The organism is Streptomyces pinistramenti, assembly GCF_020564935.1.
Lineage (GTDB): Bacteria > Actinomycetota > Actinomycetes > Streptomycetales > Streptomycetaceae > Streptomyces > Streptomyces pinistramenti.
Genome location: NZ_JAJCXB010000020.1, coordinates 13,305 through 38,511 on the forward strand (window position 1 = coordinate 13,305; position 25,207 = coordinate 38,511).

Sequence of the window (25,207 nt, forward strand, 5' to 3'; positions counted from 1 at the left end):
GGGACGTCGACGCGATCCGGCCGTTCCGGATCGGCGATGTCCTGCCCCGGCGGCTCGGCGGCTCGCCGCCCTGCGACCACCTCTCCCATGCTGTCCGTCGGCGGCGGGCCGGGACCGGGCGATGCCCTCCCCCGCCTACAGCTCGTCGAGCACGTCATGACAACCCCGCGCTGACCTGCCCGTCCACACCTGCCTCACCGTCGGAGAACCGGCACCGCACCAGCTCCCCATGTCAGCACCAAAAAGACCCGCCGGTAGGCTCATGTGCCGGTGTCGGCTGAGGGGGGCGGCCTTGGAAGGGCTGTGGCAGGAGGATCCGTCGCGGATCGGGGAGTTCGTCACGCTTGCGCGGCTGGATGGTGCGGCTGGGGCGCAGGTGGTGCCGGAGCGGCGTTATGTGGCGCGCAGTGCGGACGGGGCGCGGACCGTGCTGGTGAGTCTGCCTGCGGCGGGGGCCGATCCCGGGCGTTGGGCGGTCGAGGCGCAGGGGGCCGGGCGGCTGGTGCAGCCGGGGTTCTGGCCGGTGGCTCAGCTCGGTGGCACGGCGGCTTTTCCGTGGCATGCCTCGCCGTACCGTCCGGTGCTGCCGCTGCCGGCGGCGCTGGCCGCGTACGGCGGTCCGCTGCCCGAGGATGCGGTGCGGGCGATGGGCGCGGCGCTGGCCGAGACGCTGGCGTCGGCGCGTGTCCTGGGTGTCGTCCACGGTGGTGTCTGTCCTGCGTCGGTCTGGCTGACCGCGTACGGGCCGTTGCTGACCTGTTTCGGGGCGGTGCGGGCCGCGGCGCCCGAGGGTGTGCCGCGGGCCGGTCTGCCCGGTGTCGACGCGGGGTGTCTGGCGCCTGAACAGGCGGCGGGCGGGCCGGTCGGTGCGCCGGGTGAGGTGTATGCGCTGGGTGCGGTGCTGGCGTATGCGGCGACGGGGCACACGGTGCCGGAGCGGGCGGAGATCCCGGCCGGGTTGCGGGCGCTGGTCTCGGCGTGCCTGTCCCGTGACCCGGCCGCGCGGCCCGAACCGGCGCGGGTGTTCGCGGAGTTGGCGCCCGGCGCCGCGTACGGCACCCAGGCCGCGGGGGCGGAGCCGGTGGCGCTGCCCGGCCGGGTGGTCGCGGCGCTGTCCGAGCAGGCGGCGGGTGTGCTCGCCATGGAACTTTCCGCAGAGGTGCGTTGAAGCGATGCTGTCCGCTCTGGTTCACGACGATCCGCAGACCGTGGGGCCCTACCGGTTGCTGGCCCGGCTGGGTGGCGGTGGCATGGGCACCGTCCACCTGGCCCGGACGGCGGGCGGGCGCACCGTGGCGGTCAAGGTGCTGCACGGGCGTCTGGCGTCGGATACGGCGCTGCGGGCCCGTTTTCAGCTGGAGGCGGATGCGGCGCGGGTGATCGGCGGGCGGTTCGGTGCCGCGGTCCACGATGCCGATCCGTCTGCGGTCCGGCCCTGGCTGGCGACGGAGTACGTGATCGGTCCGCCGTTGGAGGACGTGGTGCAGGCCGGGGGTGCGCTGGGTGAGTCCGCCGTCCGGGCGCTGGGGGCGGGCCTGGCGGACGGGCTGGGGCAGTTGCACCGTTCGGAGGTGGTGCACCGTGACCTCAAGCCGTCCAATGTGATGGTGACGGCGGCGGGCCCGAAGATCATCGATTTCGGGATCGCGTGGGCGGTCGGCGAGGAGCGGCTCACCCATGCCGGCGGTGCGGTGGGCACCCCGGCCTTCATGTCGCCCGAGCAGGCTGCGGGGCTCGAACACGCGGCGGCGGGCGATGTGTTCGCGCTCGGCGGGCTGCTCGTCTTCGCCGCGTCGGGGCACGGGCCGTTCGGTGGTGGGCAGCCCGCTGATCTGCTCTACCGCGTCCGGTATGCCGAACCGGATCTCGGCGGGGTGCCGCCGGAGCTGGTGGGGGTGCTGGGCCGCTGCCTGGCGAAGGATCCGGCGGACCGTCCGGGGACGGGCGAACTGGCCGCCGCGCTCGCCGGGGGCGGCGGCCGTCGGCCGTTCGCCGAGGTGCTGCCGGATGCTGTGCTGCGGGAGATCGCGCGGCGCGGCGAGGAGGTGTGGCGGCAACCGCCGCCCCGGATGGTGCCGCCGCCTCCCGAAGCGCCGCCGGAGGCCGGCGTGGTGGGGCCCGGGGTGTCGCGGCGCCGGATGCTGGCGCTGGCCGGCGGCGGGATGGTTGTCGGGGCCGGTCTGGGAGGCGGCGGGGTGTGGGCCTGGCTCGGTACGCGGCCCGGCGCGTCCGGCGGGGGCGGTGCGGCGGCGGAGCCGGTGAAGGCGCCGTCCCGGCTGTGGACGTTCGCGTCGCGCCGTCCGGACAGTGGCGGGGATGTGCTGCTGACGGCGCACGGGCTGGCGATGCCGGCGGGCATCGTGCTGGCCGGCGTCAACCCCGAGAGCGGTGAGGGGACTTGGCAGGCGAACATGTCCGATGCCTGGCGGTGGGCCACCGACGGCACGAAGGTCTACGCGCTGCGCGAGCACGACGAGGGCAAGGCGCTCGCGGTGTGCACGATCGACCCCGCCGACGGCCGGTTCGGCAAACCGCTGGCCGAGCTGACGGACTTCGCCGGCGGCGAGGCACGTAACCAGCTGCTGTGTGTGGTGAAGGACAGCGCCTACGTGGTGGCGCGTGCGTCTTCGGGTGGCCGCTGGCATCTGCTGGCCGTCGATCTGCGCCGGGGCCGGGAGCGGTGGCGCAGTCCGGTGGAGGCGCCGGGCCGTGAGTACGCGCCGCCGATGCTGTGTGGTGCGGTCAGTGGTGAGCGGCTGGTGGTGTGCCGGGCCGATGCGGGCATCCATTTCCTCCGTCTGTCGGTGCATGCCGTCGCGGACGGGAAGAAGCGGTGGTCGCAGTCCGAGCCGTATTCCGGGGCGCCGCCGGGCCGGCTGGTACTCGACGGGCGCCATCTCTATCTCGGTGACGAGACGTTGGGCGCCAAGAAGCTGTCCGACGGGGGCATCGGGTGGCTCTTCGGTACCCAGCGCAATGTCGGCAGCAGTGCGGGTGAGAGCCGGCTGTACGGGGCACCTGCGCTGCGGGACGGGGTGGTCTACTGCACCGAGGGCGACCGCGGGGTGGTGGCCGTCGATGCCGTCACCGGCAGCATCAACTGGCTGGAGAAGGGCCTTGCGGGGCGGCGCCTGAACCGTGATGTGCCGCCGGTGGTCGGCAAGAAGTACGTCTACAGCCTCGACGACAAGGGGCTGCGGGCGGTGGATCTGCGCACCCGCAGCGCGGTGTGGACGTTCCCGACCGATGCGACCGTGCTGAGCGCCGATCACGCGCGGGGGCGGGTGTATGTCCGCGAGGAGCGGGCGACGTTCGCCCTGCCGCTCGCCTGACACCGCCCGCACCGCCTGCCCCGTGCCACCCGTCGGAAAGGACATCGTGTGAAACCGCTCGGCCCCGGAGACCCGCTCCGCCTCGGCCCGTACCGCGTGGTCGGGGTGCTCGGCGAGGGCGGCATGGGCAAGGTGTACTTCGGGCGGGATGCGGCGGGGCGGGCGGCGGCGGTGAAGGTGCTGCTGCCGGAGCTGGCGCACGACGGGCACCTGGTGGACCGTTTCGTGCGGGAAGCGCAGACGGCGCGGGTGGTGACCGGCGAGGGCGTGGCCCGGGTGCTCGGTGCGGAGCTGGAGTCGGGGCGGCCGTGGATCGCGTCGGAGTTCCTGGCCGGGCCGACGCTGGACGACGCGGTGCAGCGGCACGGGCCACTGGGTGACGGGCTGCTGCGGGAGACGGCCCGGTCTCTGGCCCTGACGCTCGCGGACATCCATGCCACCGGGCTGATCCACCGTGACCTCAAGCCGTCCAACGTCGTGCTGACCCTGCGCGGGCCGCGCATCATCGACTTCGGCATCGCCCGGCCCGAGCACGGTCTGACGCTCACCAGGACCGGTCAGATCCCGGTCACGCCGGGGTACGGGGCGCCGGAGCAGGTGCTGGGGCAGCGCGTCGGACCGGCGGCGGACGTCTTCTCGCTCGGCGCGGTCCTGGCCTTCGCCGCGGGCGGACGGCCGGCGTATGCGGGTGCGGAGGTCGCGTCGGTGCTCTACGAGGTGGTGCACGGCGCTCCCGATCTGGCGCTGGTGCCGGGTGCGTTGCGGTATCTGGTCGAGCCGTGTTTCGCGAAGGAGCCGGGCGCGCGTCCGCTGCCGGGGCAGGTGGCCGAGGCCGCGAGGGCGGCGCACCGTGCCGAACGCCTGTGGAAATCGGGGACGTTGGCCGATGAGATCCGCGAGCGGGAGGCCACGGCCCGGCGCCTGGTCGGGCAGGCGGGGCGGGTCGGCGCCCCGCCGCGCCGGGTGCCGGACACGGCGGCGGACGGCGCCCGTCCTTCGCGGCGGGGCCTGTTGCGGGCACTGGCGGGCGGCGGCGCGCTGGTGGCGGCGGGTGCGGGCGGCGCGGTGTGGTGGCTGGCGGACGGCGGAGGGTCGTCCGTGCTGTCCGATCCGTTCGACGTGCCGCCGGCCGCCCGCGTACGGCCGGCGGAGCTGGGCAGCGACACCGGGACGCCGGAGCCTTTGTGGGGGCCGCTCCAGGGCGCGGCCGACGCCGGGTCACCGCCGCCGCTGCCCGTACGGGACGTGGTGGTGTTCGCGGCGGCCGGCGGGGGCATCGCCGCGTACCGGGTCAGCAACGGCAGGGAGCGCTGGCGGGCCGAGGACGCGCACGCCGACGCGGGCTACCTCTCGATCGCCGGCCGGCTGGTGGCCACCGCGGACGCGGACGGGGTGCTGCGCACCTACGTCGCCTCGACGGGCGCGGCGCGGTGGACCGCCGATGTGGGGGCGAGCGCGCTGCTGGCCGCCGACGCCGGCCATGTCTACCTGCTGACGTCCGATGGCGACCTGCGGTGCGTGGCGACCGCCGATGCCCGGGTGCGGTGGACCCGCCAGCCTCCGCTGGCGCTGACCGGCAGGCGTCCGGCGGCGGCGCTCGGTGCCGGTGTGCTGGTGGTGTGCGGTGACAGCGGCGATGTGGTCGCGGTGCGCACGGGTGACGGGGCGAAGGCGTGGGTGCGCAAGGGCCAGGCCGCGGCCGCGCTGCCGCCGGCCATCGACGGCGGGACGGTCTTCCTCGGCGGCCACACCCTCGCGGCGGTCCGCGCGGGCGACGGCAAGGAGCTGTGGAGCCAGGGTCCGATGCAGCCCGTGCGGCAGGGGGTGTACGGCTTCGGGCCGCCCGCCGTCTCGGGCGGGGTGGTGTTCGTCCTGGACGGCGATGCGGTGCGCTCCCTGCGTCCGAACGGCGACCAGGCGGCCGACCCTGCGATGGTCGCCGGGGTGACTCCGCCCTGGCAGCCGCCGGTCGTGCAGGCGGGCAGCGTGTGGGTGGTGGAGAGCCGCGACACGGGAGTGAGCGGGCTGCCGCGCGCCGGACGGGGCATGGCGCAGACATATCCGCTGACGGGTGGTCAGGGCCGTACGGCCGCGGGTGAGGGGAACCGGCTGTTCGTCCTCAACGCGGGGACGCTGCTGGCGCTTCCGGTGTTCTGACGGTGCGGGCGGCGGGCGCGGCAGCGAGCGCGCGCCACGGTCACCGGGGCCGGTCCGGGGCGGGATCCTCGTCGAGGAACGGGCGGATGGCGCCCAGTACGGCACCGACGCACACGTCGCGCAGTTCGGCGCGGGTGCCCGGGAGAAGGCGCCATGGGCGCAGGCCCAGGGCGGCCACCGACCCTGCATCACCGCACAGCCGGCATCGGACCGGCGGTGGCCGGAGTCAGAGGGAGGCCGCCACCCCGGCACCCGCACCCCTCGTGGAGCCCCGCTCCGTCCCGCCCGCCGGGAAGGTGCGCCGGTACGCGAGCGGCGAGACGCCGACCGCCGCCTGGAGGTGCTGCCGCAGGGACGCGGCCGTGGCGAAGCCGACCTCGCCCGCGATCCGGTCGACGGACAGGTCGCTGCACTCCAGCAGGTGGCGGGCCCGGTCCACGCGCTGCTGGGTCAGCCAGCGGCCCGGACTCATGCCGACCTCGCGCCGGAAGCGGCGGGCGAACGTGCGGCCGCTCATCTGCGCCCGGCCGGCCAGCTCGGTCAGCGTGAGGGGCAGGTGGAGGTGGGCGAGCGCCCAGTTACGCGCCGGCGCGGTGCTCTCGGACGACGGGGACGGGACCGGGCGCTCGATGTACTGGGCCTGGCCACCGTCGCGCCAGGCGGGGACGACGCAGGCGCGGGCCACCTGGTTGGCGACCTTGCTGCCGTGGTCCTTGCGCACGAGGTGCAGGCACAGGTCCACGCCGGAGGCGGCGCCCGCCGAGGTCAGCACGTCGCCGTCGTCCACGAACAGCACGCCCGGGTCGATCCGCACGCGCGGGAAGCGGCGCCCGAACTCCTCCGCCATGTGCCAGTGCGTGGTCGCCGGGCGGCCGTCGAGCAGGCCGGCGGAGGCCAGTACGTAGGAGCCGGTGCAGATGGAGACGAGGCGGGTGCCGGGGCGGATCAGAGCGAGGGCCTCGGGGGCCTCGTCGGTGACCTCGGACGGCGGGATCACCACCGTGTCGGCCGTGGCGAGCACTTCCGGGCCGTGCTCCGTGGTGACGGTGAAGTCGGCGACGGTCCGCACGGGCCGGCCGTCCGCGCTGCACGTCAGCACCTCGTACAGGCCGCCCGCTGAGCCGAATATCCGGGCGGGAATGCCGAGTTCGAAGGGGTAGACGCCGTCGAGGGCGAGGACGACGACGCGGTGCGGGGCGGGCACGGAAACGGACATGGCACGATCTTATCGAAGGATGGCAATCATGCCATTTTCCCGGGCCGTACAAGAGGGCACGGTGGAAGCATGAGCGAAACGATGCGAGTGATCAGCCAGGACACCTACGGCGGCCCCGAGGTCCTGAAGGAGACCGAGCGGGAGCGGCCCGTACCGGGGATCGGCCAGGTCCTGGTGCGGGTGCGTGCTGCCGGTCTCAACCCGACCGACTGGAAGAACCGGAACCGGCGGACCACTGTGACCCGCCCGCTGCCCCTGGTACTGGGCTGGGACGTCTCCGGCGTGGTCGAGCAGGTGGGATTCGGCGTGACCCTGCACAAGCCCGGCGACGAGGTGTTCGGGATGCTGCCGTACCCGGACGGGGTCGGCGCCTTCGCTGAGTACGTACTCGTGCCCGCGCGGGCGCTGGTCCGCAAGCCGGAGAACCTGGACCACGTGCAGGCCGGCGCCCTGCCGCTGGCCGCGCTCACCGCGTGGCAGGCGCTGGTGGACGTCGCCCACGTAGGCGAGGGACAGCGGGTGCTGATCCACGCGGCGGCGGGCGGCGTCGGACACCTGGCGGTGCAGATCGCCAAGGCGCGCGGCGCGTACGTGATCGGTACCGCGAGCGAGGGCAAGCACGCGTTCGTGCGCGGGCTCGGCGCGGACGAGATGGTCGACTACCGCGCGGTGGACTTCGCCGAGACCGTGCGCGACGTGGACGTCGTCCTGGACCCCATCGGCGGCGACTACGGACCGCGTTCGCTGCGCACGCTGCGCTCCGGCGGCACGTATGTGACGCTCGTGTTCAGCGACGTCGAACTGGTCGCCGAGGCGGAACGGCGCGGCGTCAGGGCGGCGGCCATGGTCGTCGAGCACGACCAGCAGGGCATGCGGGCCATCGCGGAACTCGCCGCGACGGGGCGCCTTCACGCGGAGATCGCCGGGACGTTCCCGCTGGCCGACGCGGCCAAGGCCCACGAACAGGGCGAGACCGGACGCACCGCGGGGAAGATCGTCCTCACGGTGTGAGACCGCCCGCCACCGGACGGGCAGCAGGAAGCAGGACGTACGGGAGCGCGGCCGTGCCCAACACGGCCTGTGGCACGGGGTGTTCGACAGCGGCGGTCCGGGATCCGGGCCGCCGCGCCGGGCTGATGGCCGAGGGCAGGCGCGGCGGGACGGGTGCGGTCCGGCCGGTCCGTGATCACCTCGCGGCCCGTCCGGACGGGCCGCTCGTCGGCAGGACGACGGTGCCCCAAGGTCTGATACTGGTGTGGTGAGTCTTTCGCACACCAAGCCCCACCTGCGGTGTTTGCGCTGGTCCGCGGACGGGAGCGCGCGCCGTGAGCGGTTTCGTGCCGGTGAGGCGCTGATCGGTCCGGCGAGGTGGGCGGCACGGCCCCGCCGGCCGGACGACGTGGAACTGCTGCCGCTCGGCATCGGCCCGGTGTGGCTGGAGAAGCTGGCGGCGGAGGGCGGGGCCACGGGCCGGGCGGGGCTCGCGCCGCGGTTCCCTTCCGCCGATCCGTTGCCGGTGATGCTGCGGGAGCGGCTGGTGGCCGAGTACGCCGGTCCGGGCCCGGCCGATGCGTTGTCTGCGCAGTCGCTGGTGCAGGCGGCCGCCGCGGTGATCTTGCGCGTGGCCAACGAGGGCGGCGCCGTACCGGTCCGGGAGGGCGGGCTGCCGCCCTGTCGCCTTGCCGAGGTCGTGGACTTCATCCACGCGCACCTCTCCCAGCGGGTCACACCGGCGGATCTCGCCGCCGTCGCCGGGATCGGCGAGTCCCACTTCACCCGGGTGTTCAAGGTGTCGACCGGGCAGTCCCCGCACCGGTACGTGACACAGCGGCGGGTGGAGCATGCACGGCGTGAACCGGTGCGGACCCGCAGGGCCGATCGCGGACATCGCGGCGTAGGCCGGGTTCGCCGACCAGAGCCATCCGACGGGAATGCTGCGGCGCTACGAGGGGGCCACGCCGCAGGCCCTGCGCGACGGCGGCGGGTACTGACGGCCCGCCGGAAGCCGTGAGCGGTGTGTTCCCTCGGTGATCGGATCGTTCAAGATCGCCACTCGGTACTGGGGGGAAGCTGCTGGGCAGGGCGCGGCGTCCGGTGTCAGCCGGAGTCGTGCCGGCCCGGCCCGGTACTACGCAGGAGGCAGTCATGGCCAGCACCCCGGACAAGACGCTCAACGGCAAGGTCGCCTTCGTCGGCGGCGCGTCCCGCAACCTCGGCGGGCTCATCAGCACCACCCTGGGCGCGGAGGGCGCCTTGGTCGCGGTGCACTACAACAGCGACTCCTCACGGGCCAAGGCCGAGGACGTCGCCGCGCAGATCAACGCGGGACCTGGCGAGGCGTTCGCGCTTCAGGGCGACCTGACGCAGGTCTCCGAGGTGGAGCGGGTCTTCAACGAGACCGTCAACCGGTTCGGCAAACTCGACTACAGCATCAACACCGCCGGCATGGTGCTGAAGAAGCCGCTCACCGAGATCACCGAAGAGGAGTACGACCGCATGTTCGCGGTCAACTCCAAGGCCGCGTTCTTCGTCATGCGCGAGGCCGCCCGCCGGATCGAGGACGGCGGAAAGATCATCAACGTCGTCACCTCGCTGCTCGCCGCCTACACCGGCCTGTACTCCACGTACGCGGGCAGCAAGGCGCCGGTCGAGCACTTCACCCGGGCCCTGTCCAAGGAGTTGTACGGCCGCAACATCTCGGTCAACACCATCGCCCCGGGCCCGATGGACACCTCGTTCTTCTACCCCGCCGAGGACGACGGCGCCGTCGCCTTCCACAAGTCATCGGCGATGAACGGCGAACTCACCAAGATCGAGGACATCGTGCCCTGGGTCCGCTTCCTCCTCACCGACGGCTGGTGGGCCAACGGCCAGACGCTGCTCCTCAACGGCGGCTACACCACCCGCTGACCCGCACCGTCCCGCGGGCCGCCCGGCCGACGGCGGCCCGCGGAACGCCACTCCCCCGGCGTCCCGTGTACCCGCTCACTGCGTCCCGCTCCCCGTGGAGGCCGTAATGACCACCCAGCTCACCGACCCCGCCGTGGCCACCTTCGTCGCCGCCGTCAACGCCGGCGACAAGAACGCCTTCCGCGACGCCCTCACCGACGACGACGCCATGTCCGACGACGGCACCGGGCCGTGACCTCCGCCGTCTACCAACCAGGCGCGACAAGAACCCCCCACGTCACAAGAGGCACGACGGCCACCAAGCTGAAGCCCCACACCATCAGGCGGCGGAAGACCAGGTTTCTTTCGTCGTCGGATGCGTTCGCGGTCACCAGGGCGCCGCTGGTCGAGAAGGGGGAGGCGTCGACGACCGAGGCGCAGATCGCCAGTGCCGCGACGAGGGGGACCGCGGCGACCTGGCCGCTCAGGAGGAAGGGGACGGCCAGCGGGATCAGGGCGCCGAGGATGCCGGTGGTGGAGGCGAAGGCGGCGACGATGGCGCCGATGAAGCAGATGAGCAGCGCGGCCGGCAGCGGGGCGTGGATGGAGGCCACTCTGTCGCCGAGGTAGTCGATGGTGCCGATGCGTTCCATCAGGTTGACGTAGGTGACGATGCCGCAGACGAGCAGGACGGTGCTCCAGGCGCACATCTCGGCGGCGTTCTTGGCGTATTGGGGTGAGACGAGGGACAGCACCACGGCCACGCTGAGCGCCATCAGGCCGACGTCGAGGTCGAAGAAGAGCGCGCCGCAGACGAGTGCGAGCAGGCCGATGAGAGTGAGGGCGCGGTTCGCGTCGAGTTTCGGGGGCACTTCCGTGGCGGCGGCCTGGGTACCGCCTGCATCAGCCGGTGCCGGGACCTCGCCCCTGCGTCCCAGTAACTGCCGCCCGCCGAACAGGGCGAAGGCCGCGAGGTTCAGGAGGATGTTGAAGATGAGGGAGTAGAGGAAAAGAAGTGTGGGGCTGCCGGGAATGTGATTGCGGATGACGATGTCGTTGGTGATGGTGCCGAATACGCCGATGGGGGAAAAGCCTCCCGCGCTGCCTCCGTTGGCGATGAATATGCCCATGAGGAGCGGACTGATCCCGTACCGCCTGGCGACGCCCATGCCGATCGGGGCGATGATGCCGACGGCTGCGGGAACGACCGCGCCCACTCCGGCCAGGAGGGCTGTGACCAGGAACATCGCCCAGGGTATGAGCGCGGTTCTGCCTCCCACGGCTCTCATGCATCTGTGGACGAGCCAGTCCACGGTGCCGTTGTTCCTGGCGATGGCGAACAGAAAGGTCACGCCGACGAGGACGACGAAGAGATCTCCGGGAAATCCCGAGAAGATGCCGTCGGTCGACTTCCCGGCAATTGCCGTTCCCACCACGAAAGCGGCCACGAGGGCGAGTGCTCCCATGTGGACGGAGAACGCGGTGGCGACGACAAATACCAGTACCAGCACGATGATGGATATGACGTGATCTGACACGAGGCTTCCCCGCCTACGGTCGATGGTCATGTGCGGAACGGCTGGAGCGGCGGGCCGCGGTGGGAATCGCCGCCGGCTGGGCAGCAGGGAATGACTGCGCCCGCCTCACCGCCGTACTGCTACGCCCGGCGGGCATCGAACACTTCCGTAATGTGAAGTACGGATTTCGCAAGGGGAAGTATTGAGACCGCCGTCACGCGATGTCAAGGGGTCTGCCGCGGCGGGGCGTCACGAGAGGGACGGCCGCGTGAACTCCCCAGTGCGGCGCCGACCTTCGCCGCCGCCTCGCGCACCATCTCGCCGTGGGCCGCGCGGGAATCGCTGGTCACGCGGCTGGTCGGCACATTGACACTGATGCTGGCGACCGGCCCTCCCGGGCCGACGACAACGGCCGCGGCGACCGCGGAGACATCCGTGCGCCACTCCCCGTCGTTCGTCGCGTATCCACGCTCCCGGACGGCCGCCAGTTCGGCGCGCAGCCGACCGAGGTCGGTGATGGTCGTCCCCGTGAACTGCGGGAGTTCTTCGGCGAGATGGCGCTCGATGACGTCGGGGGCGCTCGCGGCCAGCACGGCCTTGCCGTTCGCCGAGGCGTGCAGCGGGAGGTCCTTGCCCAGCGGCAGGATGATGCGCACCGGCTGCGACGTCTCCAGCCGCTCGATCAGCACCACCTTGCCGCCTTCCGGCACGGCCAGGTGGACGGTCTCGTCGCTCTGCCGCCGCAGCTCCTCCATCACCGGCACTGCCACGTCGCGCAGGCCCAGTTCGCCGCTGCCGTGACGGCCCATGAGCAGCGGTTTGGTGGTCAGGATCCAGCGGGTGGCGCCGCCGCCGTCGGCCGGGCGGAGCCAGCCCGCGGTCTGCAGCGTGAGCAGGGCGCGCTGGACGGTGCTCTTGGGAATCCCCAGGGTGCGGGCAAGTTCGGCCACGCCGACCGGCTGCCGGGCAGCGACCTCGTCCAGTACGCGCAGCGCGTTGAGAACGTTCTGCATCCATTGACTCCTTCGGCAGGTGCTCCCTATGCTCCGGCGTGCCATCGTACGACACAGCGTGCCGTGATACGGCACAGATTAGGGGGTGGCTCGCATGACCCTTCACACCGGCCGTCACTTTCTGCAGATTCCCGGCCCAACGAACGTGCCCGACCAGGTACTTCGGGCGATGGCGGCGCCCACCATCGACCACCGGGGACCGGAGTTCGCCGAGCTGACGCTGCATCTGCTGGACGCGCTGAAGCCGGTGTTCGGAACGGCGGGCCCCGTAGTGATCTATCCCGCCTCCGGCACCGGCGCCTGGGAGGCGGCTCTCGTCAACACCCTGAGCCCGGGTGACCGTGTGCTGTGCTTCGAGACCGGCCACTTCGCCACGCTGTGGCAGAAGATGGCCACAGGGCTCGGCCTGGACGTCGACTTCGTGCCGGGAGACTGGCGCCACGGCGTGGATCCCGCACTCCTCGCACGGCGGCTGGCGGCGGACACCTCGCACTCCGTCAAGGCCGTGTGCGTCGTCCACAACGAGACATCGACCGGAGTGACCAGCAGGATCCCCGAGATCAGAGCGGCCATCGACACCGCGCGACACCCCGCACTGCTGTGCGTCGACACCATCTCCTCGCTCGGCTCGATCGATTACCGGCACGACGAGTGGGGGGTCGACGTCACGGTGGCCGGGTCGCAGAAGGGCCTGATGCTGCCCCCGGGGCTGAGCTTCAACGCCGTCAGCGAGAAGGCCGTCGCGGCCTCCCGCACGGCGGCCCTGCCCAGATCCTTCTGGGACTGGCACCCCGTCATCGAAGCCAACCGGCGCGGATTCTTCCCGTACACCCCGGCCACCAACCTGCTCTACGGCTTGAAGACGGCGCTGGAACTGCTCGAAGCCGAGGGGCTGCCCCAGGTCTTCGCCCGGCACGCCCGGCACGCCCGCGCCACCCGTGCGGCCATCCACGGCTGGGGACTTGAGGTGCTGTGCGCGGACGCACGCGAGCACTCCGGGGCGCTCACGGCCGTGCTCATGCCGCCGGAACACGACGCGGACAAGGTCAGGGAGGTCGTACGGGAGCGGTTCGACATGTCGCTCGGCGCGGGGCTCGGCAGGCTCAGCGGCCGCGTCTTCCGCATCGGGCACCTCGGCCACTTCAACGACCTCACCCTGGCGGGCACGCTCGCCGGAGTGCAGATGGGCCTGCGGCTCGCCGGGGCTCCCGTCGACGAGGGCGGACTCCAGGCCGCGCTGGACCTGCTCTCCGATGAACCGGCCCGGCCCGCCGGGGAAGGCGGGCGCGTATGACCGCGATCGGCGACGACGCCCCCGCGACGGGCGGCGCCGCGAGGCAGGATCTGGCACACCGGCTGCGCCGGGACCTCGACGGCGAGGTCGGGTTCGACGACTACACCCGGCACCTGTTCTCACGGGACGCCAGCATGTACGCGATCAGGCCGGCCGGTGTGGTCTTCCCCCGGCACGCCGGGGACGTCAGGGCGGCGGTGGCGGCGGCCGCCGAACACGGGGTTCCGCTGGTGCCCCGCGGCGCCGGGACGAGCCTGGCGGGCCAGACCGTGGGGCCGGGGCTGGTGCTGGACCTGTCCCGTCACATGAACCGGGTCCTGGAGATCGACGCGGGCGCCCGCACGGCGCTGGTCGAGGCCGGTGTGGTCCAGGACCAACTCAACCGGGAGGCCGCGCCGTTGGGCCTGATGTTCGGCCCCGACACCTCCACCAGCAACCGCGCCACCCTCGGCGGGATGATCGGCAACAACTCGGCCGGCAGCGGCTCCCTGCGCTACGGCATGACCATCGATCACGTCCGCGCACTCGACGTGGTGCTCTCCGACGCGAGCGAGGCCCGCCTGGCCCCGGTCGACGAGGACGAACGGGCGCGCCGGGCCGGGGAGGCGACCCTGGAGGGCAGTCTCTACCGGCACCTGCCACGGATCGTGCGCGAGAACGCCGGGGCCATCGCGGACGGCTTCCCGCCGTTCTGGCGGCGTGCCTGCGGCTACCGGCTGGACCGGCTCGCCCGCGAGGACGTCCCGTTCGACCTCGCGAAGTTCGTCGTCGGCTCCGAGGGCACACTCGTCGTCGCCACCCGCGCCCTGGTCGATCTCGTCCCCACACCGTCCCGCACGGTGATAGCCGTCGGGCACTTCACCTCGACGCAGGCCGCCATCGAGGCCACCGAGTCCGCGCTGAGCTGCGAGCCGGCCGCGGTGGAGCTGATGGACCGCACGATCCTGGACCTGTCACGGCAGCGGATCGAATACGCCGCGCTGGGCGCCATCCTGGAAGGCGACCCCGACGCCCTGCTGTTCGTCAGCTTCACCGGGGACGACGAGCCGGAACTGCTCGGCAGGCTGGAACGGCTCACCGCGCTGTGGGCCCGCCACGGGCACGGCTACCACACGCTCCAGGCGGTCACGCCCGCCCAGCAGTCGGCGCTGCTGAAGGTCCGCAAGGCCGGTCTGGGTCTGCTGATGGCGGCGAGCGAGGGCACCCGTCGGCCGCTGGCCTTCGTCGAGGACACCGCGGTCGACCCCGTCCATCTCGCCGACTACACCCGGCGGTTCAAGCGGGTGCTGGACCGGCACGGGCTGACCGCCGGCTTCTACGGACACTGCTCGGTCGGCTGTCTGCACGTGCGGCCCTTCATCGACCTCGCCGACCCGGCGCAGGAACGGACGATGCGGGCGGTGGCGGAAGAGGTCAAGGACCTCGTCAGGGAGTACGGCGGCGTCAACTCCAGCGAGCACGGCGACGGTCTGGCGCGCAGCGAGTTCAACCGGGAGATCTTCGGTGACGGGCTCTACGAGGCGATGCGGCAGGTCAAGCGCGTCTTCGATCCGGAGAACCGGATGAATCCCGGGAAGATCGTGGATGCCCCGTCGATGACGGAGAACCTGCGCGACGCGGCGCTGCCGGCCGCCGGTCCGCTGCGTACCCGGCTCTCGTTCGAGGTCATCGGCGGGATGCGCGGCGCCGCGGACCGCTGCATGAACATCGGGGTGTGCCGCAAGAGCGGCAGCGGCGCCATGTGCCCGTCGTACATGGCCACGCGCAAGGAGGAGGACTCCACCCGCGGCCGTGCGGGCGCGCTGGTCAAGGCGCTCTCGGAGCCGGATCCGCGGCAAGCGCTGGGCGATGCGCGGCTGCACGAGATCCTCGACCTGTGTCTGATGTGCAAGGCGTGCAAGAGCGAGTGCCCGCTCGGCGTGGACATGGCGACACTCAAGAGCGAGGCCCTCTCGCACCACCACGACCTGCACGGCACTCCGCTGCGCTCACGGCTCTTCGGCGCGATCCGGCTGCTGAACCGGCTGGGCTCCGGGACCGCGCCGCTGTCCAACCTGCCCGGACGCATCCCGCTCCTGCGCAGGCTGCTGGAACGGTGGCCGGGCATCACGCGGGAGCGGCCGCTGCCGGTCTTCCAACGGCGCAGCCTGGTGCGGTGGTTCCGCCGCCGCACCGCCTCGGCAGGGCCTGCCGCCCAGGGCACCGTCACCTTCCTCGCGGACTCCTTCACCAGCTACACCGAGCCGGACATCGGCCGTGCGGCGATCGAGCTGCTGGAGCGCGCGGGCTGGCGGGTGCGGCTGGAGAGCCGTGGCTGCTGCGGCCGTTCGAGCCTGTCCAAGGGCCTGGTCGACGACGCGAAGGCGAAGGCATCCACGCTCGTCCGCCTGCTCGCAGGGGAGACGGAGCCGGGCTCGCCCATCGTGGGCTGCGAGCCGTCCTGTCTGATGACGCTGCGGGACGAGTACCGGGCGCTGCTGCCCGGCGATCCGATGGTCGAGGACGTCGCGGGCCGGGTCCGCCAGGTCGAGGAGCTGCTCGTCGAGGCGATCGACGACGGCCGCCTGCGCCTGCGGGAGGACTCCTGGCCGGCCGGCCGCAGGCTGCTGTACCACGGGCACTGCCACCAGAAGGCGGAGGTCGGCACCGCCGCGACCGTCGCCCTGCTCCGCCGCATCCCCCACGCCCTGGTCGAGGAGGTGGATGCCGGATGCTGCGGCATGGCGGGTTCCTTCGGCTTCGAGTCCGAGCACTACGACGTCTCCATGACCGTCGGCCAGGACCGTCTCTTCCCCGCGGTCGACGCCGAACCGCCGCAGACCGTGGTGGTGGCGACCGGAGTCTCCTGCCGTCAGCAGATCCTCCACGGCACCCAGCGCGAAGCCTGGCACCCCGTGCAACTGGTGCACGCCGCGCTGGCACCCGGCGACGGCCGCCGGTGAAACGCAATCAAGCAGCTCTCACCCCGCTGCTCTGCGGCGCCCCAGGTGTTCCCCGAGCGCGTCACGGCCGGCCGACGTTCCACCGGGTCGCCCAGAGGGACGCACAGCACCAGCCCGCACACGCACCCGGCCTGACATACCGTCACCACCAACGCTGCGGTGCCGGAACTCGTCCCGAACCGCTGGGCCATGGTGTCGAGCAGCGGCTGAGCGAAGTAGTTCCCGGCCACGGACAGCCCGGTGGCGGTGGCCATCAGCAGGAGCGTGGCACGTGTGAGGACGGCGGCGGCATCACGACCGGTGTCCTGTAGGGCAGGACGTCGGCTGGTGGGGGGCTGATTCGGGGAGGCCGGGTTCGTTCAGGCGGCGCAGGAGGAGCCAGCCGACGGCGGGCATGACGATCAGTGGTGCGAGGGCGGTGTGCAGGGAGGTGGCGTCTGCGAGGGCGCCGATGAGGGGGCTGGCGAGGCCGCCGATGCTGACCGTCAGGCCCAGGGTGACGCCGCTGGCGGTGCCCATGCGGCGGGGCAGGTAGTCCTGGCCGAGGGTGACGTGCAGCGAGAAGGGCACGTACAGACCGGCCGAGGTGAGGGCGACCAGGGGATACAGCATCGGTCCTGGAACGAGGACGAGGCCGGCCACTGCGGGGACGGTCAGCGCGTAGGACCACCGGATGACGGGGAGGCGGCCGAAGCGGGTGGCGAGGCGGCCGCCGGCCACGGTGCCGACCGCGCCGCCCAGGTAGAGGACGAAGAGCGCGACGGCGCCGGCGGCGTCCCCTCCCCCGGTGCGTTGGCGTACATACAGGGAGATGAACGCGCTCAGGCCGACGAAGACGATCGAGCGGCACATGATGGCGCCGGACAGTTTCACGAAGGAGGCCCAGTCGTCCCGGGCGGCGCGGTGGCCGGGTTGGGCGGCCGATGCCGCGGCGGGAGGTGCTGTGATGCGGGGCAGCGCGGCCAGGCACAGTGCCGTGCCGGCGAGGGCGGGGACGATCAGCAGCGGGGAGGCGTGCAGCCCGCCGGTGGCGATGACGGCGGAGACCATCAGCGGGGCGGCGGCGAAGCCGAGGTTGCCGCCGAGGGAGAACCAGCCCATCGCGGTGTGGCTGCCGCGGCTGGCGCCCCGTGCCACGCGGGCGGCTTCCGGGTGGTAGGCGGCGATGCCGATTCCGGACACCGCGACGAGCGCCAGGGTCAGGGCGTACGAGCCGGTGAGGCCGGCGAGTGCGACGCCGGTTCCGGATGCCAGGGTGCCGGCCGGCAACAGCCAGGGCATGGCCCACTTGTCGGTGAGCGCCCCGAACAGTGGCTGGACCACTGAGGACAGCAGGGATGCGGCCAGGACGATGCCGGAGGCGGCGGCGTAGGTGTAGGCCCGTTCGGAGACGAAGAACGGCACCAACGCGGCCACTGCGCCTTGGTAGATGTCCACGCAGGCGTGTCCCAGGGACAGCAGCGTGATCGGGCGGCCGGTGCGGGAGGTCTGGTCGATGGGCACATGACCATCGTCGCCCTGCACGGTGTGGCGCGCTTCCGATAAAGTGCCAAAGCATGCCGGATATCCGCCACACCCGCGAGGCGCCCACCCGCGCCAAGGTGCTCGCTCCGGGCGAGAGCATCGACGCGCACCGGCACGACGAGCACCAGATCGTCTATGCCGGCTCCGGTGTCCTGGCCGTCACCACCGCCGCCGGCACCTGGTTCGCCCCCGGCACCCGCGCCATCTGGGTACCCGCCGGCTGCGTCCACGCCCACCGCGCTCACGGCCACCTCGACCTGCATCTCGTCGGCCTGCCCGCCCGCATCAACCCCCTCGGCCTGCACGTCCCCACCGTCCTGGCCGTCAGTCCCCTGCTGCGCGAACTCATCCTCAGCTACACCCGCAGCCCCCTCAGCGACACCCCCGAGCGGCGGCGGCTGCGCGCCGTCCTCCTCGACCAGCTGCGCGCCTCGCCGCAGCAGCCCTTCCGGCTGCCCGCCCCGGCCGACCCCCGGCTGGCCGCGGTCTGCGATCTCCTGCACCGCAACCCCGCCGACCCGCGAACCCTGGCGTCGCTGGGCGCCGCCACCGGCGCCGGCGAACGGACCCTCAGCCGCCTTTTCCGGCGGGAGCTGGGCATGACCTTCCCGCAGTGGCGCACGCAGCTGCGCCTCTACCACGCGCTGCGCCTGCTGGCCGACGGCGTACCGGTGACCGGCATCGCCCATCGCTGCGGCTGGTCCTCCGCCAGCGCCTTCATCGACGTCTTCCACCGCGCTTTCGGCTACACCCCCGGCACGCACAACCACCGTCCCTGAACGGCCGGTTCGGCGACGCCGCAGACGGCGGTGGGCGCTGCGGCGGCGGCTGCCGTGGGTCCGGCGGCTCATTCGTCAGCGGTGATCCTCATGGGCCGGTCCGGTCCAGGGTGTGGCGGGAGGAGGTGACAGGTGCGGTGAGCAGGCCGACGATCGCGTCGGTCAGGGCGTCGGCGGTGTGCTCCCACGAGGAGTGCAGCGGGGCGGTGCCCTCGGCCAGGGCACGCTCCCGTTCCGCGCAGGTATGGGTGATCAAGTGGCGGGCCATGTCCCCGCGTTCGGCACGTATCCGGGCGGGCAGCGCGTCGAGGCAGCGGCCGAGTCCGTCGAGGGTCTGCCGCAGATGCTTCCTGGTCAGGGCCTCGTCCGTGACGAGGGCGCGCATCATGGGGTCGGTCATGACCTGGACGGCGAAGCGGGCGTGCCAGGAAGGGCTGCCGAGCGAGCCCAGATGCTCCGGTACGGGACGCACCAGGCAGCCGACCCAGTCCCGGATGTCGTGGCTGTCGCCGACGTCCGCCAGGTGCTGCTGCCTGATCTGTTCGATCTCCTCGCCGTGCTTGGTCATGATGGCGCGCACCAGACCGGCCTTGGCACCGAAGTGGTAGCTGACGGCCGTGACATTGCCCTGGCCCGCCGCTTCGCCGATCTGACGGCTCGACACGGCGGACAGGCCGTGCTCGGCGAAGAGCCTTTCCGCGGACGTCATGATCACCTCGCGCGTCCCGGCGGCACGGTCGGCACGCACGGCTCCGCCTCGCACGCCGCTCACCACGTCACCGGCAGTTCACGCAGCGGGGCGGTCAGCAGCCCCTCATGGCGCCGCAGATCCTGGGCGGCAACGCCGAGATCGAGGGTGGGCAGCCTGCGCAGCAGCACGGTGAGAGCCGCCTGCAACTCCGTGCGGGCCAGCGGCTGCCCCAGGCACGCGTGCGGGCCGGAGCCGAAGGTGAGGTGCGGATTGGGGCTACGGCTCACGTCCATGTCGTCCGCCGCGTCCCACGCGCGCTCGTCGCGGTTGGCCGCGGCCATGCTGCACACCACGGTGGTGCCGCGGGACACCGTGCCGCCGGAAAGCTCCGTGTCCTCGTGCACGTAGCGGAGCATGCCGAAACCGCTGCCGTTCGGGTCAAACCGGAGCGCCTCTTCCACGGCCGGGCGGATCAGCGCCGGATCGGCCAGCAGCCGTTCCCAGCGCCTGCGGTCGGACAGCAGGTGGGCCACCATCATGGCGATGAAGCCCGCGGTGGTCTCGTGCCCGGCGAGCAGCAGCGCCTGCCCGGTGGCCACGAGCCCGGCCTCGGACATCGGCTCGCCGTCGGCGTCCGCGCCGCCCAGGAGAAGGCTGAGGAGGTCGTCTCCCGGCTGTGCGCGCTTGCCCGCTATCAGGCCGGACATGTACTCCGCGAACTCCTGATGTGCCGCGTCCGTCTCGTCCCGCGTGTACCGGGTCATGTTCAAGAAGGTGTCCGACCAGCGCTTGAACCTGTCCCGGTCACTCTCCGGCACGCCAAGCATCCGGCAGATCACGAACACCGGGAGCGGGAAGGCCAGTTGCGTCACCAGGTCCGCCGACTTTCCGTGCTTCAGCATTTCGTCGACGAGCTGATCGGCCATGGCCTCCATGCCGGGCCGCAGCGCCGTCATCCGCTTCGCCGTGAACCACTTGCCGACCATGCGCCGCCACCGCCCGTGCCCCTCGGCGTTGAGCGCCTTCGCCATCGGGCTGCTGAATATGCCCTCCGAATCACCGGCCGCCACCCGGGCGGCGTCGGGCAAGGCCACTCCCTCACGGCTCAGACGCGGGTCGGAGAGCGCCGCCCTCACATCCTCGTAGCGGGTCAGCAGCACCGCCTGATCGCCACTCGGCAACGTCACCGGCGCAACCGGGCACGTACGCCGGAGATCCGCCCACTGCCGCGGCGGCTCCAGCACGGCCGGAGCGGCGATCGGGTAGCTCATGGACTCGGCGTCCTGGACATCGGTCACCAGCGGCCTCCCGACTCAAGGGTTCGTGCAAGCAGTAAAACCCCGCACTCACGATTAAGTCAACCGATTGAATGAGGAGTTGGGTGATGCTCCGAGGACGGACCGGCACGGCCCAACCCGCCTACGGGGAAGGGGAATACCGTGATCATCCGGCGCGCTGGGATGTGTGGCCGACCGCCCACGAGACTCAGCACACCACGGAGCCATCCGCCATGAATGAACCGCTCTCCCCCGCCCAAGCTCCCGCCGGTCCCCCCGGAGCGGGGACTCTCCACGGGCGCACAGTCGTCCTGATCGGCGGCGGCTCGGGCATCGGTCTCCGCGTCGCCCATCAGGTGATCGCGGCCGGCGCCCGCGTCGTCCTCGGCGGACGCACCCGCGAACGCCTCGCCGCAGCGGCACAGGAGTTGGGCGACCGTGCCACCTGGCGGACCGTGGACACCACGGACCGCTCCTCGCTCGCCGCGTTCTTCGCGGAACTCGACAGCATCGACCACCTGTTCACCTCCGCGGCCTCCTACCGCGTGGGCCCCCTGCGGGAGTTGAGCGACGAAGACGCCGAAAGCCCCTTCGTCTCCAAGTTCTGGGGCCAGTACCACGCGGTCAAATACGCCGCGCCCAAGCTGACGCAGGACGGCTCCGTCGTCCTGATGTCCGGCGCCGCAGGGGCCCGCCCGCCGGCCGCCGCGCCCGCCTACGCGGCCTGCAACGCCGCGATCGAGGGTCTGGGCCGGGGCCTGGCCGTGGAGCTGGCGCCGGTCCGGGTCAACGTCGTCTCGCCCGGCACCATCGACGGAAACCTGTGGGCGCACCGGCCGGATGAGGACCGGGAGGCGGCGTTCGCGCAGTACCGCAGGGACACCCTGCTCCGCCGGCTCGGGACGGAGGACGAGATCGCCCAGACCGTGTTGTTCCTCTTCACCAACGGATTCACCACCGGCGCGACCCTGTATCCGGACGGCGGCTACACCCTGCGCTGAATGTCCTGCCCGTGGGTGACAACGGCGCCGGATCGGCGCGTAGGGTGCCCGGATGGCCTGGACGACCGAGATCCCGGAGACGTTCTCGCGGAGCACCATCGAGCGCGAAGGAGAGCCCGGCGCGGCGTGGCTCGCCGAACTGCCGGGAATCGTGGAGGAGTTGCTGGAGCGCTGGGGGTGCATTCCGGACGGCGAGGTCATGCATGGGGGTGTCGGGGTCGTCGTCCCGGTGGTGCGGCGGGCCGAGGGAACCGCTGCGCTGAAGGTGTCCTTTCCGCATCCGGGCAACGTCCACGAGCCGGACGCCTTTGCGGTTTGGGGCGGACGCGGGGCCGTGCTGCTGCACGCACGCGACGACGAGCGTTTCGCGATGCTGCTGGAGCGGGCCCGAACGTCGACCCTGGCGGAATCCGAGGACGGCGATGAGGCGGTGACGATCGCGGGGCGGCTCAGTCGCCGGCTGGCCGTCCCCGCACCGCCCGGCCTGCCCCGCCTACGGCAGCAGGCCGCCGCCTGGGAGAAGCAGCTCCGCAAGGATGCCGACGAGCTGACGCACGCCCTGTCGCCCTACGTGGTGGACGCTGCCGTGGCGACCGTCCGCGAACTGGCCACCATCCAGCCCGACACCCTCATCCACGGCGATCTCCACGCCAGAAACATCCTGCGCGCCGACCGGGAGCCGTGGCTGGCCGTCGACCCCAAGGGGTACGCGGGAGACCCTGCTTACGACAGCGGCACGCTGCTCAAGTCGCGCGCCCTGACACTCATCGAAGCGGACGACCTGCGCAAGGCCGCCCACCGCACCCTGGACGTCTTCGCCGAAGCCGCGGAACTCGATCGCGAACGCGCCCGGCGCTGGGCTCAGCTCCATGTCGTCCAGGCCGCGTTCTGGGGACGCCGCCACGGTTTCCGCATCACCCGCGGCGGTTCGCGCCTGGACCGGCTCACCGTATTCGTGGACGACCTGGCGGAGGTGCTCACGGAGCGCGTCCGGACCCGACGGCAGACGCCCTGAGGCGTCAGCTCAGTGTCTGGGTGAGTTCGCTACGGGTCGAGGTGTGGACGAGCCGGGCGCGCGCTCCGTTGACGAGGGGCAGGTAGGGCGGGACGTGGCCGCACTCGACGTCGGCGATGACGGGCAGGTTCAGGGGGCCGAGTGCGTCGATGACGGCTTCGTGCTGGGTGAGCGAGTCCGTGTCGGGGGCGGAAGTGCGGCCGACGAGTACCGCGTTCGCCCGGTCGAAGACCCCGGCCAGCCGCATCCCGTGCAGGTTCCGGCAGATGGTGAAGGCGTCGTCGTCGGACGCTTCGAGGTATACGAGCAGCCCGCCCGGAGCCTCGTCCCGCGCGAAGGACGAGACGTCGAGGTAGGGCGTTCCCGCGAGGTTGCACAGCACCTCGATGCAGCCGCCGATCAGGCGTCCCTCAACGTCCACGGCACCGTCGGCGTCCAGCCTGGTCCACCCGCCGGAGGTGTCGAGCGTGTACGTGGACGCCTCGGGGTGGGTGCGGTAGTCGTCCCAGCCCGAGGAGCGGTGGCGGCCCGGCGGGGTCTGCGTGAAGCGGTGTCCCGGTGGCGCAGCAGCGATGTCGAGCCAGGACACCAGGCCGTCGGGCACCTGGTACGGGGTGTCCATGAGGTTGTTTCCGTGCACGGTCGCCATTCCGGCGAGGAGTGTCAGCGGCGTGATGACGGAGCACATGTCGGAGTAGCCGACGAGCCAGGTCGGCTCCGCCGCACGCAGCCGCTCCCAGTCCAGCAGCGGCAGCAGATCGATCGCCGTCTCACCTCCCCACGGCGGCACCACGGCCCTGATGTGCGGGTCCGTCAGCATCGACATCAGCTCGGCCGCCCGGTCGGACGCCGGGGCGCTGACATGCCCGGCGCCGTCCATGCAGCGGCCGACGACCACCTCGTACCCCCGGGCCTGCACGGCGCGGATCGCCACGTTGAGGCGCGCGTCCAGCTCCTTCGCGACTCCGCTGGAGGGAGACGTGATGCCTATGCGGTCACCGGGGCGCAGGGGGCGCGGGTAGCGGATGGTCATGCGCCGGATTCTGGCACGGGCGTCGGTGACGGGACATCGAGTTGTGCCCGGGGCCTTGGGCAACACCGGCCGCCGCGGGGGAAGTCGGAGCCGGTGTCCGAACCCCGCTCGCCCGGCCGGGGTTCGGACGCCGGCTCTCAGCGCATGCAGGCCAGGTATTCGTCCTGGCAGCCGGGCCAGAGGTACTCGTGGACGGAGGAGACGGCGTGGTAGACGCCGGCGCGCAGGGCGCCGCCGTCGGGGGCGTCCTCGGCCGCGTCGCATTCCGCCTGGTAGCGCTCGGCCCAGTAGGCGTTGACCGGCCGGATGATCCACTCGGGGACGTCGTGGCGGTGGACGTCGCGCAGGGCCTCGTCGAGGTGCGCCCGCTCGGCCGGCCGGGCAGCCCGCCCGCGCAGCGCCTCCAGGGCTTCGAGTACGCCGTGGTGGCCGCGGTCCAGCATCCTCCAGTAGGCGTCGCCGCCCTTGCGGAGGCGGGCCGCTGCCTGCTCGTAGGTGAGCGGCGTACCGCTGCGGGCGGCGACACCGGCGGTGAGGGGATCCTGCGCTTTGGCTGGTGTGGTCATGGCGCGGATTCTTCCGTGCGCGGTGGCCCGGACGGTGGCTGACGAAGCCGGCTTCACCAGACCGGGGCGGGCTGCGCGGGGTCTCTTGATGCAGTTGGCGCTACGGCCGGCGGCCGGTCCCTGCCGTGCCGCCGCCGCGCCCGGGGCCGTCCGCCCGTTGGGCTCTACGGGTGCCGGGTGGCAGCTGCACCTGGATCCGCCGGGCCGTACGGGGGATCGTCGGTGTCATGGACGATTCTTCCGCCACGGCACTGGTCACCGGCGCCAACAAAGGCATCGGCAAGGAAATCGCCCGGCAGCTCGTGGCCGCCGGGCTCACCGTGTACGTCGGTTCGCGCGACGCGGAGCGGGGGCGGCGGGCGGTCGACGAGATCGGGGGCGGCGCCCGGCTGCTGCTGCTCGACGTCACGGATCAGGCCGGTATCGAAGGCGCCGCGCAGCAGGTCGGTGACCTGGACGTGCTCGTCAACAACGCCGGGATCATGGCCGACAGCGCCACGGCGGCCGAGTCCGGCGTCGACGCGTTCCGTCGTACCTACGAGACGAACCTGTTCGGGGTCCTCGCGGTGACCAACGCGTTCCTGCCGGCGCTGCGCCGGTCCGCGCGTCCCCGGATCGTGAACATCTCCAGCGGGACCGGGTCGTTGGCGTGGAGCACGGGGCCGGATGCGCTGTTCTCCACGGGTGGTGGGGCCGCTTACCGGTCGTCGAAGACGGCGCTGAACGCGCTGACGGTGTGCTACGCCCAGGCACTCGCCGAGGACGGCTTCAAGGTGAACGCGCTGGCGCCAGGACTGCGGAAGACCGGCCTCAACGCGCGCGCCGCCGCCAGCGAAGGGGATCCGGCTCAGGCCGCGGCGGGCGCGGTGCGTCTGGCCCTGCTGCCGGATGACGGGCCCAACGGCGCGTTCCTCTCGTGGGACGGGACCACCGTGCCGTGGTGAGGGCGGGGCGCCGGGCC

At 72.3% G+C, this 25,207-nt stretch carries 21 protein-coding genes and 1 pseudogene; 13 read left to right on the top strand and 9 right to left on the bottom strand.

The genetic code is table 11. The features are described from left to right. The first annotated feature begins 292 nt into the window (after positions 1–292). Genes LIU39_RS16240 through LIU39_RS16250 form a run of 3 tightly spaced genes read left to right on the top strand, consistent with a single transcriptional unit; the run spans position 293 to position 5,489 of the window. Positions 293–1,168 (top strand): protein kinase family protein, encoded by an 876-nt coding sequence (locus LIU39_RS16240; RefSeq protein WP_227047423.1) that lies wholly within the window; start codon positions 293–295, stop codon positions 1,166–1,168. Between the two features lie 4 nt (positions 1,169–1,172). After that, entirely contained in the window at positions 1,173–3,332 is a 2,160-nt protein-coding gene (locus tag LIU39_RS16245) for a serine/threonine-protein kinase (protein ID WP_227047424.1), read from the top strand. Positions 3,333–3,380: 48 nt separating this feature from the next. Further along, positions 3,381–5,489, top strand: coding sequence for a serine/threonine-protein kinase (locus LIU39_RS16250; protein ID WP_227047425.1), 2,109 nt, complete (start codon positions 3,381–3,383; stop codon positions 5,487–5,489). A 40-nt stretch (positions 5,490–5,529) separates the two neighbouring features. Here LIU39_RS16250 and LIU39_RS16255 read toward each other — a convergent pair whose 3' ends face one another. Further along, complete coding sequence (locus LIU39_RS16255; RefSeq protein WP_372463930.1) at positions 5,530–5,667, bottom strand: hypothetical protein; 138 nt, start codon at positions 5,665–5,667, stop codon at positions 5,530–5,532. Positions 5,668–5,715: 48 nt separating this feature from the next. Beyond that, a complete protein-coding gene (locus LIU39_RS16260) occupies positions 5,716–6,705 on the bottom strand; it encodes a GlxA family transcriptional regulator (RefSeq protein ID WP_227047426.1) in 990 nt (329 codons plus the stop codon). A 69-nt stretch (positions 6,706–6,774) separates the two neighbouring features. On the opposite strand from LIU39_RS16260, the gene LIU39_RS16265 reads away from it, so the two are divergent. From LIU39_RS16265 to LIU39_RS16280, 4 genes and pseudogenes are all read left to right on the top strand, one after another. Next, positions 6,775–7,716 (top strand): NADP-dependent oxidoreductase, encoded by a 942-nt coding sequence (locus tag LIU39_RS16265; protein WP_227047427.1) that lies wholly within the window; start codon positions 6,775–6,777, stop codon positions 7,714–7,716. Between the two features lie 247 nt (positions 7,717–7,963). Next, positions 7,964–8,716, top strand: coding sequence for a helix-turn-helix domain-containing protein (locus LIU39_RS16270; RefSeq protein WP_227047428.1), 753 nt, complete (start codon positions 7,964–7,966; stop codon positions 8,714–8,716). A gap of 134 nt (positions 8,717–8,850) precedes the next feature. Further along, positions 8,851–9,615, top strand: a complete 765-nt coding sequence (locus LIU39_RS16275; protein ID WP_227047429.1) for an SDR family oxidoreductase — start codon at positions 8,851–8,853, stop codon at positions 9,613–9,615. Between the two features lie 106 nt (positions 9,616–9,721). Then, positions 9,722–9,841, top strand: a pseudogene (locus LIU39_RS16280) (nuclear transport factor 2 family protein); the annotation flags it as partial. 19 nt (positions 9,842–9,860) lie between these two features. On the opposite strand, the gene LIU39_RS16285 reads toward LIU39_RS16280, so the two are convergent. Continuing rightward, positions 9,861–11,132 (bottom strand): SLC13 family permease, encoded by a 1,272-nt coding sequence (locus LIU39_RS16285; RefSeq protein ID WP_227047430.1) that lies wholly within the window; start codon positions 11,130–11,132, stop codon positions 9,861–9,863. A gap of 203 nt (positions 11,133–11,335) precedes the next feature. Beyond that, a complete protein-coding gene (locus LIU39_RS16290; RefSeq protein ID WP_227047431.1) occupies positions 11,336–12,124 on the bottom strand; it encodes an IclR family transcriptional regulator in 789 nt (262 codons plus the stop codon). A 169-nt stretch (positions 12,125–12,293) separates the two neighbouring features. Between LIU39_RS16290 and LIU39_RS16295 the strand changes: the two genes are divergently transcribed. Together LIU39_RS16295 and LIU39_RS16300 are read left to right on the top strand one after the other, a co-directional pair. Next, a complete protein-coding gene (locus LIU39_RS16295; protein ID WP_372463934.1) occupies positions 12,294–13,418 on the top strand; it encodes a pyridoxal-phosphate-dependent aminotransferase family protein in 1,125 nt (374 codons plus the stop codon). Further along, positions 13,415–16,360 (top strand): FAD-binding and (Fe-S)-binding domain-containing protein, encoded by a 2,946-nt coding sequence (locus tag LIU39_RS16300; RefSeq protein WP_227047433.1) that lies wholly within the window; start codon positions 13,415–13,417, stop codon positions 16,358–16,360. Before LIU39_RS16295 ends, LIU39_RS16300 begins: the two co-directional genes overlap by 4 nt. Before the next feature lie 291 nt (positions 16,361–16,651). Here LIU39_RS16300 and LIU39_RS16305 read toward each other — a convergent pair whose 3' ends face one another. Further along, the gene (locus tag LIU39_RS16305; RefSeq protein WP_227047434.1) at positions 16,652–17,863 is read right to left on the bottom strand and encodes an MFS transporter; all 1,212 of its coding nucleotides are present in this window, start codon (positions 17,861–17,863) and stop codon (positions 16,652–16,654) included. A gap of 53 nt (positions 17,864–17,916) precedes the next feature. Here LIU39_RS16305 and LIU39_RS16310 point away from each other — a divergent pair, with 53 nt between their 5' ends. Continuing rightward, the gene (locus LIU39_RS16310; RefSeq protein ID WP_227047435.1) at positions 17,917–18,663 is read left to right on the top strand and encodes an AraC family transcriptional regulator; all 747 of its coding nucleotides are present in this window, start codon (positions 17,917–17,919) and stop codon (positions 18,661–18,663) included. Between the two features lie 88 nt (positions 18,664–18,751). Here LIU39_RS16310 and LIU39_RS16315 read toward each other — a convergent pair whose 3' ends face one another. Both LIU39_RS16315 and LIU39_RS16320 read right to left on the bottom strand, forming a co-directional pair. Continuing rightward, positions 18,752–19,411 (bottom strand): TetR/AcrR family transcriptional regulator, encoded by a 660-nt coding sequence (locus LIU39_RS16315; RefSeq protein ID WP_372463936.1) that lies wholly within the window; start codon positions 19,409–19,411, stop codon positions 18,752–18,754. 20 nt (positions 19,412–19,431) lie between these two features. Beyond that, complete coding sequence (locus tag LIU39_RS16320; RefSeq protein WP_227047518.1) at positions 19,432–20,625, bottom strand: cytochrome P450; 1,194 nt, start codon at positions 20,623–20,625, stop codon at positions 19,432–19,434. A 239-nt stretch (positions 20,626–20,864) separates the two neighbouring features. Here LIU39_RS16320 and LIU39_RS16325 point away from each other — a divergent pair, with 239 nt between their 5' ends. After that, entirely contained in the window at positions 20,865–21,632 is a 768-nt protein-coding gene (locus LIU39_RS16325; RefSeq protein WP_227047436.1) for an SDR family oxidoreductase, read from the top strand. Positions 21,633–21,684: 52 nt separating this feature from the next. Then, complete coding sequence (locus LIU39_RS16330) at positions 21,685–22,647, top strand: aminoglycoside phosphotransferase family protein (protein ID WP_227047437.1); 963 nt, start codon at positions 21,685–21,687, stop codon at positions 22,645–22,647. A 4-nt stretch (positions 22,648–22,651) separates the two neighbouring features. Here LIU39_RS16330 and LIU39_RS16335 read toward each other — a convergent pair whose 3' ends face one another. Further along, the gene (locus LIU39_RS16335) at positions 22,652–23,680 is read right to left on the bottom strand and encodes a S66 family peptidase (RefSeq protein WP_227047438.1); all 1,029 of its coding nucleotides are present in this window, start codon (positions 23,678–23,680) and stop codon (positions 22,652–22,654) included. 137 nt (positions 23,681–23,817) lie between these two features. Beyond that, positions 23,818–24,246 (bottom strand): hypothetical protein, encoded by a 429-nt coding sequence (locus tag LIU39_RS16340; protein WP_227047439.1) that lies wholly within the window; start codon positions 24,244–24,246, stop codon positions 23,818–23,820. Positions 24,247–24,473: 227 nt separating this feature from the next. Between LIU39_RS16340 and LIU39_RS16345 the strand changes: the two genes are divergently transcribed. Then, positions 24,474–25,190 (top strand): SDR family oxidoreductase, encoded by a 717-nt coding sequence (locus LIU39_RS16345; RefSeq protein ID WP_227047440.1) that lies wholly within the window; start codon positions 24,474–24,476, stop codon positions 25,188–25,190. The last annotated feature ends 17 nt before the right edge of the window (positions 25,191–25,207 follow it).

Coding starts and splice junctions, on each gene's coding strand:
- LIU39_RS16245 (WP_227047424.1), top strand. CDS start 1,173: ATGCTGTCCGCTCTGGTTCACGACGATCCGCAGACCGTGGGGCCCTAC.
- LIU39_RS16260 (WP_227047426.1), bottom strand. CDS start 6,705: ATGTCCGTTTCCGTGCCCGCCCCGCACCGCGTCGTCGTCCTCGCCCTC.
- LIU39_RS16265 (WP_227047427.1), top strand. CDS start 6,775: ATGAGCGAAACGATGCGAGTGATCAGCCAGGACACCTACGGCGGCCCC.
- LIU39_RS16275 (WP_227047429.1), top strand. CDS start 8,851: ATGGCCAGCACCCCGGACAAGACGCTCAACGGCAAGGTCGCCTTCGTC.
- LIU39_RS16290 (WP_227047431.1), bottom strand. CDS start 12,124: ATGCAGAACGTTCTCAACGCGCTGCGCGTACTGGACGAGGTCGCTGCC.
- LIU39_RS16295 (WP_372463934.1), top strand. CDS start 12,294: ATGGCGGCGCCCACCATCGACCACCGGGGACCGGAGTTCGCCGAGCTG.
- LIU39_RS16300 (WP_227047433.1), top strand. CDS start 13,415: ATGACCGCGATCGGCGACGACGCCCCCGCGACGGGCGGCGCCGCGAGG.
- LIU39_RS16310 (WP_227047435.1), top strand. CDS start 17,917: ATGCCGGATATCCGCCACACCCGCGAGGCGCCCACCCGCGCCAAGGTG.
- LIU39_RS16320 (WP_227047518.1), bottom strand. CDS start 20,625: ATGAGCTACCCGATCGCCGCTCCGGCCGTGCTGGAGCCGCCGCGGCAG.
- LIU39_RS16325 (WP_227047436.1), top strand. CDS start 20,865: ATGAATGAACCGCTCTCCCCCGCCCAAGCTCCCGCCGGTCCCCCCGGA.
- LIU39_RS16330 (WP_227047437.1), top strand. CDS start 21,685: ATGGCCTGGACGACCGAGATCCCGGAGACGTTCTCGCGGAGCACCATC.
- LIU39_RS16335 (WP_227047438.1), bottom strand. CDS start 23,680: ATGACCATCCGCTACCCGCGCCCCCTGCGCCCCGGTGACCGCATAGGC.
- LIU39_RS16340 (WP_227047439.1), bottom strand. CDS start 24,246: ATGACCACACCAGCCAAAGCGCAGGATCCCCTCACCGCCGGTGTCGCC.
- LIU39_RS16345 (WP_227047440.1), top strand. CDS start 24,474: ATGGACGATTCTTCCGCCACGGCACTGGTCACCGGCGCCAACAAAGGC.